Genomic DNA, 15,570 nt, shown 5'->3' with positions numbered 1-15,570 from the left:
CCGTGGCGCACATGCTCGACATCGAACGCGTGAGCTGGTCTCCCGGCGGCGCGATCGCCGTGCTCGATTCGGTGACGCTGAGCGTGGCCGACGGCGAGTTCGTCGGGCTGGTCGGCCCGAACGGCAGCGGCAAGACGAGCCTGCTGCGCTGTGTGTTCCGTTACGCACGGCCCGATGCGGGCCGTGTCGCGCTCGACGCGCAGGACGTGTGGCGCATGCGGCCGCGCGCGGTCGCGCAGCGCATCGCGGTGCTGCAGCAGGAGACGCCCGACGATTTCGGGCTGACGGTCGACGAACTGGTCGGCATGGGGCGCACGCCGCACAAGCGGCCGTTCGACGCGGAGACGGCGGACGATCGCCGGATCGTCGAATCCGCACTGCACGACGTCGGCCTCGTCGAGCGCCGCGCGCAACGCTTCGCGTCGCTGTCGGGCGGCGAGAAGCAGCGCGCGCTGCTGGCTCGTGCGCTCGCGCAGCAGCCCGAACTACTGCTGCTCGACGAACCGACCAACCATCTCGACCTGCGCCATCAGCTCGAACTGCTCGCACGTGTGCGGCGCCTCGGCATCGCGACGCTCGCCACGATTCACGATCTCAATCTCGCGGCCGCGTATTGCGACCGGCTCCACGTGCTCGCGCACGGCAGGGTCGTCGCATCGGGCGCGCCGGCCGACGTGCTGACCGACGCGCTGCTGCGCGACGTGTTCGGCGTCGTCGCGCTCGTCGATCGCCATCCGGTCACGGGCCGGCCGCGCATCACGCCGCTTCATCCGGAATGACCGCCATGCCGTTTCCCGTCCTGCCCTCCGCGTTGCAGTCTGCGTCGTCGTCCGCATTCCGCCGGCTGGTTGCCGCGACCCTGCTCGGCTGCGCGGCCGCGCATGCGGGTGCCTATCCCGTCACCGTGCGCAGTTGCGATCGCGACGTGACGTTCGACCGCGCGCCGACGCGCGCGGTGAGCAACGACGTGAACCTGACCGAGATGATGCTCGTGCTCGGCCTGAAGGACCGGCTCGTCGGCTACACCGGCATCGGCGGCTGGAAGACGGGCACGGCGCGCGTGCGCGACGCGCTGCGCGGCGTGCCCGAACTCGCGAGCCAGTATCCGTCGCTCGAGGTGCTGGCGGCCGCGCGTGCCGACTTCTATCTCGCGGGCTGGAACTACGGGATGCATGTCGGCGGTGCGGTGACGCCGGCGACCCTCGCGCCGTTCGGCATCCGGACGTACGAGCTGACCGAATCGTGCTCGCACGTGATGAAGCAGACGGCCGCGTCGTTCGCCGACGTGTTCCGCGACCTGAACAATCTCGGCCGGATCTTCGGTGTCGACGCGCGCGCCGCGCAGGTCGTGGCCGCGATGCGCGCGCGTCTCGCGGCGGTGTCGCGCGCGATCGGGCGTCCGGCGCCGCTGCGCGTGTTCGTCTACGACAGCGGCACCGACAAGCCGATGACGGCCGGCGCGCTCGCGATGCCGACCGCGCTGCTGACGGCGGCCGGGGCGCGCAACGTGATGGCCGACCTGCCGCGCAGCTGGACGCAGGTGAGCTGGGAAAGCGTGGTGGCGCGCGATCCGCAGGTGATCGTGATCGTCGATTATTCGGCCGTGACGGCCGCGCAGAAGCAGCAGTTCCTGCTGAGCCAGCCGTCGCTCGCGCGCGTGGCCGCCATTCGCGACCGGCGCTTCATCGTGATTCCCTACGATGCGGCGACACCGGGCCCCGAGAACGTCGCGGCCGTCGAGACGCTGGCGCGCGCGCTGTATCCGGCCGCGTTCGCGGGGCCGGCGCGATGAGCGGGCACGTGCGTGCGTCGCGGCCCGGCATGCGCACGGTGCTGCCGGCGCTGGCGCTGCTGCTGGTCGTGTCGATCGTCGTATCGGCCGCGTTCGGCCCGGCGCCGATCGCGATGCGGGCCGCAGTGCGGATCGTCGCCGCGCACATCGTGCCGGCGTTCGGCGAGGCCGGCGCGTTCGCGGCGGGGGCGGGCGACGACAGCATCGTCTGGCTGATCCGGATGCCGCGCGCGCTGCTCGCCGCGATCGTCGGCGCGACGCTGGCAGCGGTGGGCGTCGCGTTGCAGGCGGCGACCGCGAACCGCCTGGCCGATCCGCACCTGCTCGGCGTGAGCGCGGGCGCGATGCTCGGCGCCGTCGCGGTCACCGTGCTGGCCGGCGCGGCACTCGGCCCGTTCACGCTGTCGGCTGCCGCGTTCGCCGGCGCGCTCGCGGCGACCGCCTGCGTCATCGCGCTCGCTTACCGGCGCGGCCGGCTCGAATCGGACCGGCTGCTGCTCGCGGGCGTATCGGTGTCGTTCATGATGGCCGCGTTCGGCAACCTGCTGCTGTATCTCGGCGATCAGCGCGCCGCGTCGTCGGTGCTGTTCTGGATGCTCGGCGGCGTCGGGCTCGCGCGCTGGGATCTGCTGCCGGTGCCGGCCGTGTGCGCGACGCTTGCCGGCGGCGCGCTGTACGCGCGCCGGCGCGAACTGAATGCGCTGATGTCGGGCGACGTGGCCGCGGCCGCGCTCGGGGTGCCGAGCGCGCGGATGCGGCGCGAGGTGTTCGTCGTCGCGTCGTTCGCGACCGGTGCGATGGTGGCGGTGAGCGGGGCGATCGGCTTCGTCGGGCTCGTGACGCCGCATCTGTGCCGCCGCGTCGTCGGTGCCGAGCACGGCAGGCTGCTGCCGGTTGCCGCGCTGACCGGCGCGATCCTGCTCGTGTGGGCCGATGTGGCGGCCCGCACGCTCGCGGCGCCGGAGGATCTGCCGATCGGGATCGTGACCGCGATGTTCGGCAGCCTGTTCTTCGTCGCGCTGTTGCGCCGCCGCTGAGCGACGCGTGTGCCCCGGCGGCGGGCGCTCAGGCGAGGGCGCCTGCGGCGCGCGTCATTGCCGCGGGACGGCCATGCCCGTGCCGCGGCCGGATGCGTCGCCCTGCGCGACGGTATCCGGCACGTCGAACAGGTTGTCCGGCAGCGTCCGCACGGGCAGTGTGATCACGAAGCGTGCGCCGCCGAGCGGTGAATCCTCGAGCCGCACGTCGCCGCCGTGCACCAGCGCAACGCGTCTCACGATCGCGAGCCCGAGCCCGAAGCCGCCGGTCTGTCGGTCGCGGCTGGAGTCGAGCCGCTGGAACGGTTCGAACACGCGGGCGCGTTCGGCGGCCGGAATGCCGGGGCCGTCGTCGTCGACGCTCAGCACGAGCGCGCCGGATGCGTCGCGTGCAGCGGCGAGCAGCACGGTGCGCGAGGCATAGCGTGCGCCGTTGCGGATCAGGTTCAGCAACGCGCGGGCAACCAGCTTCGGGTCGCACACGTGGGTCGCGGGGGCACCGAGCGTCGATACGTCGAGCGAGATGCCGCGATCGGCGACATCGTTCGAGACGTTGCCGGCGACGCTGTCGATCAACGCGTCGACGACGACTTCCATCGGCGCGAGCTGGCTTGCGCCCTGTTCGAGCCGGCCGATCGTCAGCAGCTCGGTGACGAGCTCGTCGAGTTCGCGCACGTCGCGGCGCAGCGCGTCGCGGCGTTCGCGCATCCGGCCCGTTTCATCCGGCTCGGCGAGCAGCGCGAGGCCGAACTCGAGCCGCGCGAGCGGCGTCTTCAGTTCGTGCGAGATGCCGTGCATCATTTCGCGCTGCTGCTTGATCGACGCCTCGATGCGCTCGGCCATGTCGTTGAACTGTTGCGACAGTTCGTCGATGTTCGACTTGCCCGACAGCTTCACGCGCGTCGACAGCGTGCCGGAGCCGAATGCGCGTGCGGCGTCCTGCAGCTTGCGCAGGTCGCGCCAGTGATAGTGAACCCACAGCACCACCGCGAGCAGTGCGCTGAGCGCGAGCAGCATGTATGCATAGATCTTGATGTCGAGGCTGAATGCTTCGATCGGCCGCGCATGCAGTACCGAACCATCCGCGAGCGGCATGTAGTAATCCTTGCGGTCGTAGCTGATCGAGATTCGGCCGGCGTCGAGATCGCGCAGCGGCTCGCCGCTCAATTGCGCGCGGGCGGTGGCCATCGGCATGAAGTCGAACCTTTCGTTGCCGTGTTTCGCGAGCTCGCGCAGCGCGAACTTGCGCTGCTCGCCCGGGTGGCGTTCGAGGTAATCGTTGAGCACGAACGCGTAGGTCGTCAACGACTCCCGCTCCGCCTGCGCGGTGCGATCGTAGAAGATCCGGTCGAACGACAGCTGGACGAAGATGATCGACGCGGCGACGAACAGGATCACGACGAGGTACAGCCTGATCAACGGACGCAGCATTTATTCGTCCCACGCGGAAGGGCTGAACAGGTAGCCGCGGCCCCAGATCGTCTTGATCTTGTGCGGCTCCGACGACGCATCCTCGAAGCGGCGGCGCAGCTTCGAGATGCCGGAATCGACCGAGCGGTCGAGCCCGTCGAACTCGATCCCGCGCAGCTGCTTCAGGATGTCGTCGCGGCTCAGCACGGTGCCGGCCGCGCGCGCGAGGATCAGCAGCAGGTTGAATTCGGCAGTCTTGAGGTCGACCGGCTCGCCGCGCCAGGTCACGGTGCGGTTCGGCGGCGAGATCGCCAGCTCGCCGAACACGAGCGCTTCGGGGGCGGCCACGGGCGTGTCGGCGGCTGCCGGCTGCGCACGGCGCAGCAGCGCGCGGGCGCGCGCGACCAGCACGCGCGGCTCGATCGGCTTCGTCACGTAGTCGTCGGCACCCGTCTCGAGGCCCGCGACCTGGTCGTAGACGTCCAGGCGCGCGGTCAGGATCAGCACGGGGACGTTGGTGAACGCGCGGATGCGCCGGCAGACTTCCATGCCGTCGAGGTTCGGCAGCATCAGGTCGAGTATCACGAGGGCCGGCTGGTGCTCGCGCACCGCCGCGACGGCGAGGTCGCCGCGCCGCACGACCGTCACCGCGAATTCATAGCCGTCGAGGTATTCGCGGACGAGCTGCGCCAGGCGGTCGTCGTCTTCGATCAGCAGTACGCGGTATTTGAGTGGATCTTCGTTCATGGTCTCCTCTTGACGCACGCGTCAACTCACGCCCCGGCAAGCCGGTGCGTGGCGCGGCACGCGAATTCTATCCGGCGCGCCGAAGGCCGGGGGAGCGGGGCGACAATCTCGAACAATCGAACACAATTGAGCACAGATTTTCCGAAGATTCAGGACAGTCTCGGCGCGGGGCGGCACCTAGACTGCGGGCTCCGTCACTTCTATCTCAATATTGTGCGCCCAATACTTCGCCGCTACCGCTATTGCATGCCGCTCGCCGGCCTGACCCTCGCCGCCGCCGCCCACGCGGAAAACCAGTATTCGCTGTCGCTCGGCGGTGGTTTCGCACCGCGCTATCCGGGCAGCAACCAGTATCGCGGTGTCGTTGCGCCGGGGCTCTCCGCGAAGTTCGGTAACGGCTTCTTCATCGACAGCACCGAGGGTGCCGGCTACCGGCTCGACCTGCCGCACGGCGTGTTCCTGTCGGCGGCCGTGAGTTACGACGCGGGCCGTGCGGACGAGAACCGCTTCGACCTGCCGGGCTCCGACTACCTGAAGGGCATGGGCCGGATTCCGGGCTCGGTGCTCGTGGGCGTGCGCGCGGGCGTGACGCTCTTCAACGCGGCGGAGCTGAGCGTCACGATCGACACACCGGTGACGCACACGTCGCGCGGCGTGTCGGGGCACATGGATCTCGCGGTGCCCGTGTTCAAGACCTCGCAGCACGAGGTCATCGTGACGGGAACCGTGCACGCGGGCTCGGGGCGCTACACGCAGACGTTCTACGGCGTGACCGACGCACAGTCGATGACGAGCCGGTTCCGGCCGTATTCGACGAGCGGCGGGATCGACAGCGCGTCGATGGCGATCGCGTGGAACTGGACGCTGTCGCGGCACTGGTCGGTGCTCGCGACGGGTGGCGTGACGCGCTTGCTCGGTCGCTACGGTGACAGTCCGATCGTCCAGTCACGCAGCAACTATTACGGCATCGCGGGCGTGACCTACAAGTTCTGAGTGAGTTGCCGGCGCGCGCATGCCGCACGCGCGGGCGTCGGTGCCGGCGCCGGTGTTGCAGCCGTCGCGGCGAATCGCGTGCGGTAACATGCAGGCGGGTCCGGCGCCGTGCCGGACTTGCGACCCGGTTCGCCGATACGGCCGGACCGTATCGCGTCACCGCCGGCATTCGCCGGCCGGCCTTCGTCGGGGAACGGTCGGCGGCGCGCGGCACCGATCATTCATGCGGCGCCGGGCCGTGCACGAAGGCCGTACACGTCACACCGGGGCGCGACAGGGAGAAACCGATGAAGAACACGATCGCGATACTCGTTGCACTCGTTGCGAGCGCAACCTTTGCAGGATGTGCGGACATGGACACGAAGCACCCCAACGCCACCGCCGGCGGCGCGGTGATGAACCCCGCGCCGTCGGGCGCCGCGAGCGCGTGCAAGGCGGACGCCGCGCCGGACGACGCGCTGGTCGGAAAAACCGAGGCCGATGCGGCCGCGCTGCTCGACGGCTGCCTGTGGCGCGTGCTCGAGCGTGACGGCAAATCGCTGCCGGGCACGATGGACTATCGCCAGGAGCGACGCGACCTCGGCATTCGCGACGGCAAGGTGATCTGGGTGCGGCGCGGGTGAGGGACTCGGCCGCTGTGTCCGGTTATGCGGTGGCCGTCCCGGATTGCCGCGCGGGAGCGGCAGTGTCGGCCGTCGTCGCGGGGGTGACGAGCATCACGCCGCGTGCGAGCGGATCGCTGACCGATGCCGCGAATACCGCTTGCCGCTCCTCCGTCGCGCGATCGGCGGCGACCGCAAGCGCCGCCAGCGCGAGCGCCGCGCCGCTTGCGCCGTTGGCGAGCCCGAGGTGGCGGCTGCGTTCGGCGGCCTCGGCGCCCCAGGTCTGTTCGCCGACCGTCACGACTTCGGTGCGACGACTGCCGCGCTGATCGGCGTCGGTGACGAATCCGGGTGCCGTCAGGTCGGGGTGCAGCATCGACAAGCGTGTACTCGCCGCAGTGAGCAGTTGCCCGAGCGTCGTCGAATCAGCCTTGCCGTGATCGGCGGAACCCGCGCGGCGCGCGGAAGCGAGGCGATGGAGCGACGGCACGGGCGTCGCATGCGGGGCGTCGGGATGAGCGAGCAGCAGCGCGCAGGCGCCTTCGCCGGGCGTTACGCCGTCCGGCCGATCCCGGCCGTAGAGCCGGCCCGCGCGATCCAGCGCGTCGACGGCATCCTGGCTTGCGGTGGAGTCGAATGCGAGCACGACGTGCAGATCGGCGGACGGTTGCAGGTGCAGCGCCTGGATCAGTTCGTCGATGACCGCCCACGCTTGTACGGGATCGGCGACCGTGCGCAGTTGCGCGCGAACGATGCCCGGCGCGACGGCTTCGCGTGCCGTGTGCGCATCGAGCCATGCGGCGAGCGTGGCGGCGACCGGTTGCCAGCGGTCCGGCATCAGCAGGTGGAGCCTGAGCGGCGACGCGTTCGCGCCGGACAGCACGGCATGCCGCTCGCGCAATTCGTCGAGTGCATCGGCGGCCAGCAGCAGCCCGCGCCAGTGCTCGTCCTGAAGTGTTTCCTGCGCGCCCGGCGCGAGGAGGCTCGCATCGAACCGGTCGGGCGACACCGAATCGACCGTGCTGGCGAATACACCGGTTCCGTCCGGGCGTTGCAGTTCGGGATGAAGCGCGACGGGGTGCTCTTCCCGGGCCGCCGCATCGATTTCCGCGGTCGTCGCACCCGTCGGCAGCCGGACGCTGCTGTCGAGCAGAAGGGCCGACCACGTGTGCGACTCGGCATCCTGCGTGGCCGTCGCGTCCTTCGACGCGGACGACGTCGCCGGTGCGGCCGCCGCGGGTGCCGGGCGCTGGCCGAGCCCCCGGCGCAACCATGCCACGCAAACGGCGAGCGCCGCCGGCAGCACGAGCCCGCACAGCAGGAGGTCTCCGGTGGTCGGTGCATGTCGGGTCGTCTTCCACCAGACGAACACGGCGACCCACACCGCAACGAATAGCGCGGCGACGAATGCCGTTTTGCGCAACCCCGTGATCATTTCCTTCCATTCCCCCGTGGCTTGCCGACGCGTGTGTCAGTTGCCGTCACTGCCTGCCGTTCTGCTTGCGACCAGCACGGCGCCGCAGGCCGTCTTGTAGCCGTCGCGTGCGACGCCTTCGCCTTGCACGATCATCGTGTCGTCGCCGTCGACGATGTGATTCGGGCCGTGTACCGGACACGTCACCGTGTCGTTGCGGCGAGCGATGCCGCGACCGTCGACCGACGACAGCGTCGATGCACTGGTCACGGTGCCGCCATGGCTGTGCTTGTCACCAAGGACGATGAAGGGTTGGGTCATCCGGATAGGCCTCCTTGCTGGATCGTCGTCGATGCATCCGGATTTCCCGATCCCGGATGTCATCGGCGACGCTTTTCGAATCCATTTCGACTGAATCAGGTATTTATTACCTTTCGGAAATAATTGCCTGATTCGGCTGGATAGTCAGGTAGCTGTCGAACTGAAAGCAGCCATTATCGCGTGTGAAGCCCGCGCGTCAAGGTTTCGCGTTTTTTTGTCAGGTGTTTTCCTGTAGCGGAGTCTGACTGTGTAATTTAAAATAGCAAGCTTCAAAAAAAGGGTGCATCCATTCAGCCGGCCAGTTGGCTGCGCTTCGCCTGATGGCGGGGCAGGTGCCCGTAGCGGGCAGTGCTGCAGGGGAATTCCGTGTGTTTCCTGCCGGTTCGGCGTGGCGATTGCGGTGCCGGCAATCGTGCATCGTCCCGTGTTCGTCGCAGCCTATGCACTTAAAAACGTCGAAATCCTGAGAGAGCGGGAATCGCATGAGCGTCATCAAGGAATTTGCGTCTCTATTCGGCGCATTCAATCGCCTGTATTCGCTGGACGGATCCGGCGCGCTTGCTGCATTTCAAATCGAGCGCTGGACCGGTCGTGAATCGCTCTCCGATCTCTTTCAATGGAACGTCGATGCGCTGTCGACGGATCCCGCGCTGGATCTCGACGCGATGCTCGGGCAGCGTGTCGCGATCCGCACTACGCTCGCGAACGGTACGACGACGCTGCGAAGCGGACTCGTCGCCGAGGCCGAGTGCATCGGCTACGACGCCGGCCTCGCTCGCTACCATCTCCAGATCGTGCCGTGGCTCGCGGCGCTCACGCATGCGCGTGACGAACGAACCTTCGTGAATCAGACGCTCGCCGACGTGCTCGACACGGTGTTCGCGCCGTACGCCGGGATCGCGCGGTGGCGCCTCACGCCGGATGCGGGCCGGCGTCTCGACGCGCTGGCGCCGGTTGCGTATCGCGTGCAGTACCGCACTCATACGCACTATGAATTCGTGCAGCATCTGCTGGCCGAGGCCGGCCTCGGGTTCTGCTTCGTCGAGGACGAGGACGCGCCCGCCGGGCATGCGATGCTGGTCTTCGACGACAGCGCGCAACTGGCCGAGGACGAGACGTCGGCGCGACGCGGCGGGGTGCCGCGCCGCTCGAGCGGGACAGCGACCGACGCCGACGACGTGATCCTCGGGATCGGGCAGTCGCTGTCGCTGACGGCCGATCGTGTCACGCTGATCAGCAGCGACTACCGCGCGAACCGCGCGACCACCGCGAGCACGGCTCTCGGCCGGCCGAACGGCCCGCGCGAGCTCTACGACGACGTCGGGCCGGAAGCGTTCGATACCCTGCGCGACGCGGAAGACACGGCCCGGCGCCAGGCCGACGCGATCGTGTCGCGCGCATGTTTCTGGACCGGCTACGGCACGCTGCGCACGGCGCGCGCCGGGCGTGCGCTGAAGCTCGTCGATGCCGGCTGGCAAGCCGTGCGCGGTGCCGCGGCGCCCGAGGATTTTCTGCTGACGCACGTCGAGCACGTCGGGATCAACAATCTCCCGCCGACCGTCATGGAAACCATCGAGCGGCAACTCGGGCCGCTGCCGGCGGCGAAGGTCGATCCGCGCGTGCTCCGGCAAGCGCAGGCCGGCGGTTACGCGAACCGGTTCGATGCGGTGCCGCGTACGCAAGTCTGGCGGCCCACGCTGGCGGACGGGACCGGGCAGCGGCTCAATCCGGTTGCGACGGCGCTGGGCGCGCAGACGGCGATCGTCGTCGGTCCGACCGGCAGCGCGCAGCCCGGTTCGACAGGGCCGGTGCATGCCGACGCGCAGGGGCGCTTGCGCATCCGGTTCCACTGGCAGGCGGAAGACGATACGGGCACCTATCCGACGCGCGCGATTCAACGGCTCGCGAGCGACGGGCACGGGCTTCAGCAGGTGCCGCGCATCGGCCATGAAGTTCTCGTGCAGTTTCACCACGGGCTGATTCACCGGCCGATCGTGCTCGGCGGCCTGTTCAACGGCCGCGGTGAAGGCGGTGAGTCGCCTTCGCCGGGCGGCGCGACCGGGAAACCGCTCGACGCATCGATCTACGCGCAGGCGGGCGACCATGCGCCGAGCGCGCAGGGCAATCTCGCGAACGGGCTGAGCCCCGCGTGGCACGGCGCCGGCGGCGGCGCGGATCGCCACAATCACGCCGGCGCGCTGTCGGGCTTCAAGAGCCAGGGGTTCGACGGGCAAGGCCACAACCAACTGGTCGCGGACGATTCCGACGGCATGGGGCGCCTGCAGATGGCGACCACGCATGCGGCGACACAACTGAACCTCGGCCATCTGCGTCATCAGTCCGATAACTATCTCGGCAGTTTTCGCGGCCAGGGCGTCGAATTGCGCTCGGACGCGTACGGTGCGATGCGTGCGACGCGCGGCTTGCTGGTGTCGAGTTATGCGCCCTCCGGCGCCGCACAGCCGGCGGGCGACGCCTCCGCGCTGCGGGCGCTGCTCGCGCGGCACGCCGCGCTGGTCGGCCGGTTCGACAAGACTGCCGATACGCACGGGACGCTGCCGTTCGCCGCGCAGCGCGGCGTGGAGCAGGCGGGCCAGTCGTCGCTGAACGGCAAGGCCGCGCCGCTCGACGCGCTCGCGCAGAGCTTCGCAACGACGGTCGGCGTGAACGGCTACGCACAGGCATCGGCCGATGCCGCGCAGCGATCGACGGGCAACGCATTGCCGCATACGGGCGACGCGGTGCTCGGGATCGAGGCACGGGGCGGACAGGGGTTGATCGCCGGGCAGGCGCTGCAATGGGCGGCCGGCGAAACGCTGTCGCTCGGCAGCGGTGCCGACTTCAATCTCGCCGCCGCGCAGCAGCTGCGCATTCACAGCGGGCAGGGCATCGGCTGGCTGGGCGGCGCGAGCCATGCGGACGGCGTCGGCATGAGCCTGATCTCCGGCAGGGACGGGCTGACGCTGCAGGCGCAGCGCGACGTGCTGGGCCTGCGTGCGCGCGACGGCCTGAAGGTCGCGTCCGCGAGCGCGGATGTCGAGATCGCCGCGAAGAAGACGGTGCATCTCGCGGTGAGCGGTGGCGCGCATGTGACGATCGAAGGCGGCGACGTCACGTTCGGCTGCCCGGGCAAATTCGTCGTGTATGCCGCGCAGCATGCTTTCGTGGGCCCTGATCAAATGAGTACGCCGTTGCCGCAGTTTCCCGAGAAGGTGTGCGTCGAATGCCTGCTGCACGCGATGCAGTCGGGCAGCGCGCTGGCGGGCAAGGCAATCTGAGCATGAAGATCGAACCGACCGACTGGATCGACCGCTATCCCGACGACACGCCGGATCGGCTGAACGCGCTGTTCGAGCACGCGCCGGCCGGCGGCCGCTGGCATCTGCTGCTCGACATGGGTTTCGCACCGGCGCTGCGTGACCGGATGCCCGCGGTCGACCGCAACGATGCCGTCGTCGTGCTGTACGAAGGCGTGTACGACGGCGACGACCTGGCGGCGATCTCGCCGTGCCTCGCGCCGTTGCCTGTCGACGCGGCAGCGCGCGCGGCGATGCTCGGGACCGTGCTGCGCGAGACGTCCGGACGTCCGATGGTGAGCCTGTTGCGCGGTGCGCGCGATACGGGCGCGCTTGCCGCGCATCTGCGCGGGCAGATGGAGGCAAGCGCGGCGGCCGACGGCGAAGCGTTCCTGGTGCGTTTCGCCGATACGCGTTGCCTGCCGGCCTGGCTCGAGGCGCTCACGCCCGCGCAGCGTCGCCGCTTCACGGACGGCATCGACGCGTGGCATGTGTTCGATCGCACCGGGGCGCTCGTGGCGCTCGATGTCGACACCGCACGCGAAGCGGTGGCCGGCGAAGCGGGTGCCGGGCGCAGCGGTGAGCCCTACGTGCTCGACGGGGACCAGGTCGAACGACTGCGGCAAGCCGCGAAGATCGACACGCTGCTTTTTCATGTCCGCCAGCGTCCGGAGAGTTTCGGCCGGCTGCTCGCAACGCCGTCGCAAGCCCATGCGTGCGTGAGCGCGGCGTGGGCGCGGCACGACGGGCCGCCTGCGGCAGCGTCGCGGGTCGCGCTCGATGCGCTCGTGGCGGCCGGGTACCTGGCGACGGAGCGGGCGCCTGCCGCGTCGTCCGCGTAGAACAATGCGGGTTCGCGCGCATGCGAACGGCGACACGGACGTGTCTGCGCGGCATGCGACGGAGCACACTGTTGATAGCGATCCGCGCCGGACGGCGTCGGACAAGAGGATCAAGAAATGAGTCTGAATGCCGGTTCCACGACGTTTGCCGCTCGGCTGCTGATGTTCATGGCCATCCTGCTGGGGACGGCAGGATGCTCGCGTGCCACCGATGTGTCGTTTGCGGCGTCGGGTGTGGCGGGGCGGGCGAGCGCGCCGGCCGAGCCCGACACGATGGGCTTGAAGCTGAATGCCCTCAACTACACCGACGTTCCGATCGGCGCGTTCTACGTCGACGGCACCTGGGGCGGGGCGGTTCCGGCTCGCGTCGGCAGCGGCGGCGGCGCGATCATCTGCTGCGTCGCGTTACCGAAGCAATGGCATCCGGGGTTGACCGTCAACCTGCAGTGGCGGGACGACAACCTGTACAGGAAGGATCCGAAGGCGCTCGCGAGCCGCGTCGTGCCGGTCGAGCGCTACGACGCGTTCTCGGACGGCTTCCTGTGGGTCCTGTTCTTTCCGCACGATCGAATCAAGGTCTATGCGTCGCAGTGGATGCCCGGCTACCGCGGTTTTCCCGAAAATCTTCAGGCGCCCGCCGAAGCGTGTCCGGGACACTTCACGTTGCGCAATGGCGATCCGCAGTGCCCGAATCCCGACAAGAGGATCACGCGATGAGTTTCCGCTTCGCGAGCGCTGACCGGCCCGACGTTGCGGTCGTCACCCCGGAGGAGCAGGACGCGATCATGCGCCGCCTGCACGACGACGACGGGATGAGTTGCTGCAAGACGCTGCACGTCGGCATCTTCTTTGACGGCACGCGCAACAACGCCGATCGCGATCGCGCCGGCGGCAAGCACAGCAACGTCGCACGCCTGTTCGACGTGTTTCCCCGCGACAAGTATCACAGCGCCATCTACGTGGCGGGCGTCGGCACGCCCTTCGTCGACGAGGTCGGCGACCAGGGTGTCGGGCTACAGGCCGCGGCGGGCGCCGCGACGGGGTGGGCCGGCGAGGGGCGCATCAACTGGGCGCTGCTGCAGATCCACAACGTCGTGCATGCGCACGCGTTCGGCAATTCGCTGTCCGCGGCGCTCGGCAAGAGCGACAAGGCGCTCGCGAAGGCCGTCAGCGTCGACCTGAATTTCAAGGGCATCGATCTCGGCGGCACGCCGCCGAAGCCGGGCAGTCTCGGCGACATCAACGCGCGAGGCAGTTCGAGCGCCGGCGCGCTCAAGCTGATGGCGGCCGAGCAGAACGGGATCGAACTCACCTGGGATCGCGACACGATCTGGGCACAGCTCAAGGGCGAAGTCGATACGGCGAACTGGACCGCGACCATGCGCGCATGGGACGACAAGCGGCGCGCCGCGTTGCGGGCCCGTTGCGCGCAGTTGAAGGAGCGCGTCGGCGATCTGCTGGTCAAGGGCAAGCCGAAACTGCAGCGCATCCGCCTGTATGTGTTCGGCTTTTCGCGCGGCGCGGCTGAAGCGCGCACGTTCTCGAATTGGCTGAACGATGCACTCGACGCCGATTTCAGCCTGTGCGGCGTGCCGGTGTCGTACGACTTTCTCGGCCTGTTCGATACGGTCGCGTCGGTCGGCATCGCGCAAAGCACGGCCGCGACGTTGTTCGACGGGCACGGCGGCTGGGGACGCAAGGAACTGATGAGGGTGCCGTATTCCGTCCGCCGCTGCGTCCACATGGTCGCAGCACACGAGCCGCGCGGATCGTTCCCGCTCGACCTGATCGATGCGTCGATCGACGGGCGCGAGGAGATCGTCTATCCGGGCGTCCATTCGGACGTCGGCGGCGGTTATGGACCGGGCGAGCAAGGGCGTGGCACGAGCGATGCGGACAAGCTGTCGCAGATACCGCTGCTCGACATGTATCGCGAAGCGCGCAAGGCCGGTGTTCCGCTCGACATCAACGGGCCCGGTGTCGCCGCCGAAGCGGCTGCGGCGTTCGCGATCTCGCCCGCGCTCAAGCGCGCGTTTTCCGCCTACGTGAGAACGAGCGCGGACTACTACTACGCCAGGGAGCACGGCACGCCGGGGCTGATGCGCGCGCACTACGGGCTGTACCTGCGCTGGCGCAAGATGCGCCTCGACAACTTGCGTACGCAACCATCGTTCCTGGCCGCCAAGGCCGCGTATCCTCAGGATGCCGTCGACCTCGACAGCGCGAACGAGGAACTGCGGCTCGAATGGCACGACCTGCTCGAGTGCGAGAAGCAGGGCGGCCCGACCGTGGGACGCTACGCGGGCAACGCGGTCAGCAAGAAGCTCACGCAGAATCCGAAGGCGGCAGCCGTCATTTCCCCGGCCGTGCTGCCGATCGTCCAGGGCCTGCAGTCCGCGCTTCCGCTCGTCGGTCCGGTGGTACGCGCGAGTGCGAAGCGCGCCGAGGATTTTTTCCAGTTGCAGCTCGACGAGAAGTGGCAACAGTGGCTCGAGGTGCGGGGCGACTGGAACATGGGGCCGCCGGAGGCACCGATCAGCGCGCTGTACGACAACTTCATGCACGACTCGCGCGCGTGGTTCAAGCCGCTCGGCGACGACGACGACGTCTGGAACTACAACCAGATCAAGGCGCTGAAAACCCGTCAGGCGGAATTCGAGCGCGAGCACGCGGCGTGGCGGAAGCGTCGGCAGCTTGGCCAGCCGGGGCCGTCGCAGATCATGCAGGTGATGGGCGCGAGTGCGCTCGGGCTCGGGCCCGGGGTCAGCGCGGTGCAGGAGCCCGAACCGCGTTCGCCGCTGAGCGCACGGCAGGCCGATATCCTGAAGCGCTACGACGCCGCGCAGCAGGCCGCGCAGAAGGCACGCGCGGCCAAGGACGCGAATGCGCCGACCGACAGCGCCGTGCTGACCGATCCTAATGTCACGGGCGGTCTCGCGTTGCAGGATTCGGGGCGCGAGTTTTCGTTCGTCTGGGGTTACCTGCGCTGGCGCACCGTCTACGTGAACGGCGTGCGCTGGGATGCGCCCCACGTACCGAGCGTGCAGGAAGAAATGGAGGCGCAGCGCAAGATGCTGCAGTACAAGGTCAACATGAACGGGATCTTCCCGCAATGA

The 15,570-nt window shown here is 69.0% G+C and carries 13 protein-coding genes; 9 read left to right on the top strand and 4 right to left on the bottom strand.

Annotated features, from left to right (window positions below; all coding sequences use genetic code 11):
• The first annotated feature begins 11 nt into the window (after nucleotides 1-11).
• The 3 genes from L810_RS04730 to L810_RS04720 are packed head-to-tail and all read left to right on the top strand — an operon-like array spanning nucleotide 12 to nucleotide 2,829.
• Nucleotides 12-779 carry an ABC transporter ATP-binding protein gene (locus L810_RS04730; protein WP_059627677.1) on the top strand — a complete coding sequence of 256 codons (768 nt, stop codon included), beginning with the start codon at nucleotides 12-14 and terminating at the stop codon, nucleotides 777-779.
• Entirely contained in the window at nucleotides 776-1,792 is a 1,017-nt protein-coding gene (locus L810_RS04725) for an ABC transporter substrate-binding protein (protein ID WP_042973225.1), read from the top strand. Before L810_RS04730 ends, L810_RS04725 begins: the two co-directional genes overlap by 4 nt.
• A complete protein-coding gene (locus L810_RS04720) occupies nucleotides 1,789-2,829 on the top strand; it encodes a FecCD family ABC transporter permease (protein ID WP_042973222.1) in 1,041 nt (346 codons plus the stop codon). Before L810_RS04725 ends, L810_RS04720 begins: the two co-directional genes overlap by 4 nt.
• 54 nt (nucleotides 2,830-2,883) lie before the next feature.
• On the opposite strand, the gene L810_RS04715 is transcribed toward L810_RS04720, so the two are convergent.
• Both L810_RS04715 and L810_RS04710 read right to left on the bottom strand, forming a co-directional pair.
• Nucleotides 2,884-4,260, bottom strand: coding sequence for an ATP-binding protein (locus L810_RS04715; RefSeq protein ID WP_021157222.1), 1,377 nt, complete (start codon nucleotides 4,258-4,260; stop codon nucleotides 2,884-2,886).
• On the bottom strand, nucleotides 4,261-4,986 hold the full coding sequence (locus L810_RS04710) for a response regulator (protein ID WP_021157221.1): 726 nt from the start codon (nucleotides 4,984-4,986) through the stop codon (nucleotides 4,261-4,263).
• Between the two features lie 246 nt (nucleotides 4,987-5,232).
• Between L810_RS04710 and L810_RS04705 the strand changes: the two genes are divergently transcribed.
• Nucleotides 5,233-5,979: a MipA/OmpV family protein gene (locus L810_RS04705; RefSeq protein ID WP_021157220.1), complete on the top strand. Its 747-nt coding sequence runs from the start codon at nucleotides 5,233-5,235 to the stop codon at nucleotides 5,977-5,979.
• A 287-nt stretch (nucleotides 5,980-6,266) separates the two neighbouring features.
• Nucleotides 6,267-6,602, top strand: a complete 336-nt coding sequence (locus L810_RS04695) for a hypothetical protein (protein WP_021157219.1) — start codon at nucleotides 6,267-6,269, stop codon at nucleotides 6,600-6,602.
• Nucleotides 6,603-6,624: 22 nt separating this feature from the next.
• Here L810_RS04695 and L810_RS04690 read toward each other — a convergent pair whose 3' ends face one another.
• Both L810_RS04690 and L810_RS04685 read right to left on the bottom strand, forming a co-directional pair.
• Nucleotides 6,625-8,016 carry a hypothetical protein gene (locus L810_RS04690; protein ID WP_021157218.1) on the bottom strand — a complete coding sequence of 464 codons (1,392 nt, stop codon included), beginning with the start codon at nucleotides 8,014-8,016 and terminating at the stop codon, nucleotides 6,625-6,627.
• Nucleotides 8,017-8,052: 36 nt separating this feature from the next.
• Nucleotides 8,053-8,316, bottom strand: a complete 264-nt coding sequence (locus tag L810_RS04685) for a PAAR domain-containing protein (protein ID WP_021157217.1) — start codon at nucleotides 8,314-8,316, stop codon at nucleotides 8,053-8,055.
• Between the two features lie 482 nt (nucleotides 8,317-8,798).
• Here L810_RS04685 and L810_RS04680 point away from each other — a divergent pair, with 482 nt between their 5' ends.
• The 4 genes from L810_RS04680 to L810_RS04665 all read left to right on the top strand — a co-directional run bounded on the left by L810_RS04680 (nucleotide 8,799) and on the right by L810_RS04665 (nucleotide 15,570).
• A complete protein-coding gene (locus L810_RS04680) occupies nucleotides 8,799-11,594 on the top strand; it encodes a type VI secretion system Vgr family protein (protein WP_021157216.1) in 2,796 nt (931 codons plus the stop codon).
• A gap of 2 nt (nucleotides 11,595-11,596) precedes the next feature.
• The gene (locus tag L810_RS04675) at nucleotides 11,597-12,454 is read left to right on the top strand and encodes a DUF4123 domain-containing protein (RefSeq protein ID WP_021157215.1); all 858 of its coding nucleotides are present in this window, start codon (nucleotides 11,597-11,599) and stop codon (nucleotides 12,452-12,454) included.
• 117 nt (nucleotides 12,455-12,571) lie between these two features.
• Nucleotides 12,572-13,171 (top strand): DUF3304 domain-containing protein, encoded by a 600-nt coding sequence (locus L810_RS04670; protein WP_021157213.1) that lies wholly within the window; start codon nucleotides 12,572-12,574, stop codon nucleotides 13,169-13,171.
• Nucleotides 13,168-15,570 carry a T6SS phospholipase effector Tle1-like catalytic domain-containing protein gene (locus tag L810_RS04665; RefSeq protein ID WP_021157212.1) on the top strand — a complete coding sequence of 801 codons (2,403 nt, stop codon included), beginning with the start codon at nucleotides 13,168-13,170 and terminating at the stop codon, nucleotides 15,568-15,570. The genes L810_RS04670 and L810_RS04665 overlap by 4 nt, the downstream gene beginning before the upstream one ends.

Source organism: Burkholderia sp. AU4i, assembly GCF_000466765.1.
In the GTDB taxonomy this organism is placed as follows: domain Bacteria; phylum Pseudomonadota; class Gammaproteobacteria; order Burkholderiales; family Burkholderiaceae; genus Burkholderia; species Burkholderia cepacia.
Note: the sequence above shows the minus strand (reverse complement) of the source record. Positions and strands in the feature narration are given on the sequence as shown.

What these genes read in the sequence shown, in the direction of transcription:
- L810_RS04665 (WP_021157212.1), top strand. Translation starts at nt 13,168, where the DNA reads ATGAGTTTCCGCTTCGCGAGCGCTGACCGGCCCGACGTTGCGGTCGTC.
- L810_RS04720 (WP_042973222.1), top strand. Translation starts at nt 1,789, where the DNA reads ATGAGCGGGCACGTGCGTGCGTCGCGGCCCGGCATGCGCACGGTGCTG.
- L810_RS04710 (WP_021157221.1), bottom strand. Translation starts at nt 4,986, where the DNA reads ATGAACGAAGATCCACTCAAATACCGCGTACTGCTGATCGAAGACGAC.
- L810_RS04715 (WP_021157222.1), bottom strand. Translation starts at nt 4,260, where the DNA reads ATGCTGCGTCCGTTGATCAGGCTGTACCTCGTCGTGATCCTGTTCGTC.
- L810_RS04675 (WP_021157215.1), top strand. Translation starts at nt 11,597, where the DNA reads ATGAAGATCGAACCGACCGACTGGATCGACCGCTATCCCGACGACACG.
- L810_RS04705 (WP_021157220.1), top strand. Translation starts at nt 5,233, where the DNA reads ATGCCGCTCGCCGGCCTGACCCTCGCCGCCGCCGCCCACGCGGAAAAC.
- L810_RS04695 (WP_021157219.1), top strand. Translation starts at nt 6,267, where the DNA reads ATGAAGAACACGATCGCGATACTCGTTGCACTCGTTGCGAGCGCAACC.
- L810_RS04690 (WP_021157218.1), bottom strand. Translation starts at nt 8,016, where the DNA reads ATGATCACGGGGTTGCGCAAAACGGCATTCGTCGCCGCGCTATTCGTT.
- L810_RS04725 (WP_042973225.1), top strand. Translation starts at nt 776, where the DNA reads ATGACCGCCATGCCGTTTCCCGTCCTGCCCTCCGCGTTGCAGTCTGCG.
- L810_RS04670 (WP_021157213.1), top strand. Translation starts at nt 12,572, where the DNA reads ATGAGTCTGAATGCCGGTTCCACGACGTTTGCCGCTCGGCTGCTGATG.
- L810_RS04680 (WP_021157216.1), top strand. Translation starts at nt 8,799, where the DNA reads ATGAGCGTCATCAAGGAATTTGCGTCTCTATTCGGCGCATTCAATCGC.
- L810_RS04685 (WP_021157217.1), bottom strand. Translation starts at nt 8,316, where the DNA reads ATGACCCAACCCTTCATCGTCCTTGGTGACAAGCACAGCCATGGCGGC.
- L810_RS04730 (WP_059627677.1), top strand. Translation starts at nt 12, where the DNA reads ATGCTCGACATCGAACGCGTGAGCTGGTCTCCCGGCGGCGCGATCGCC.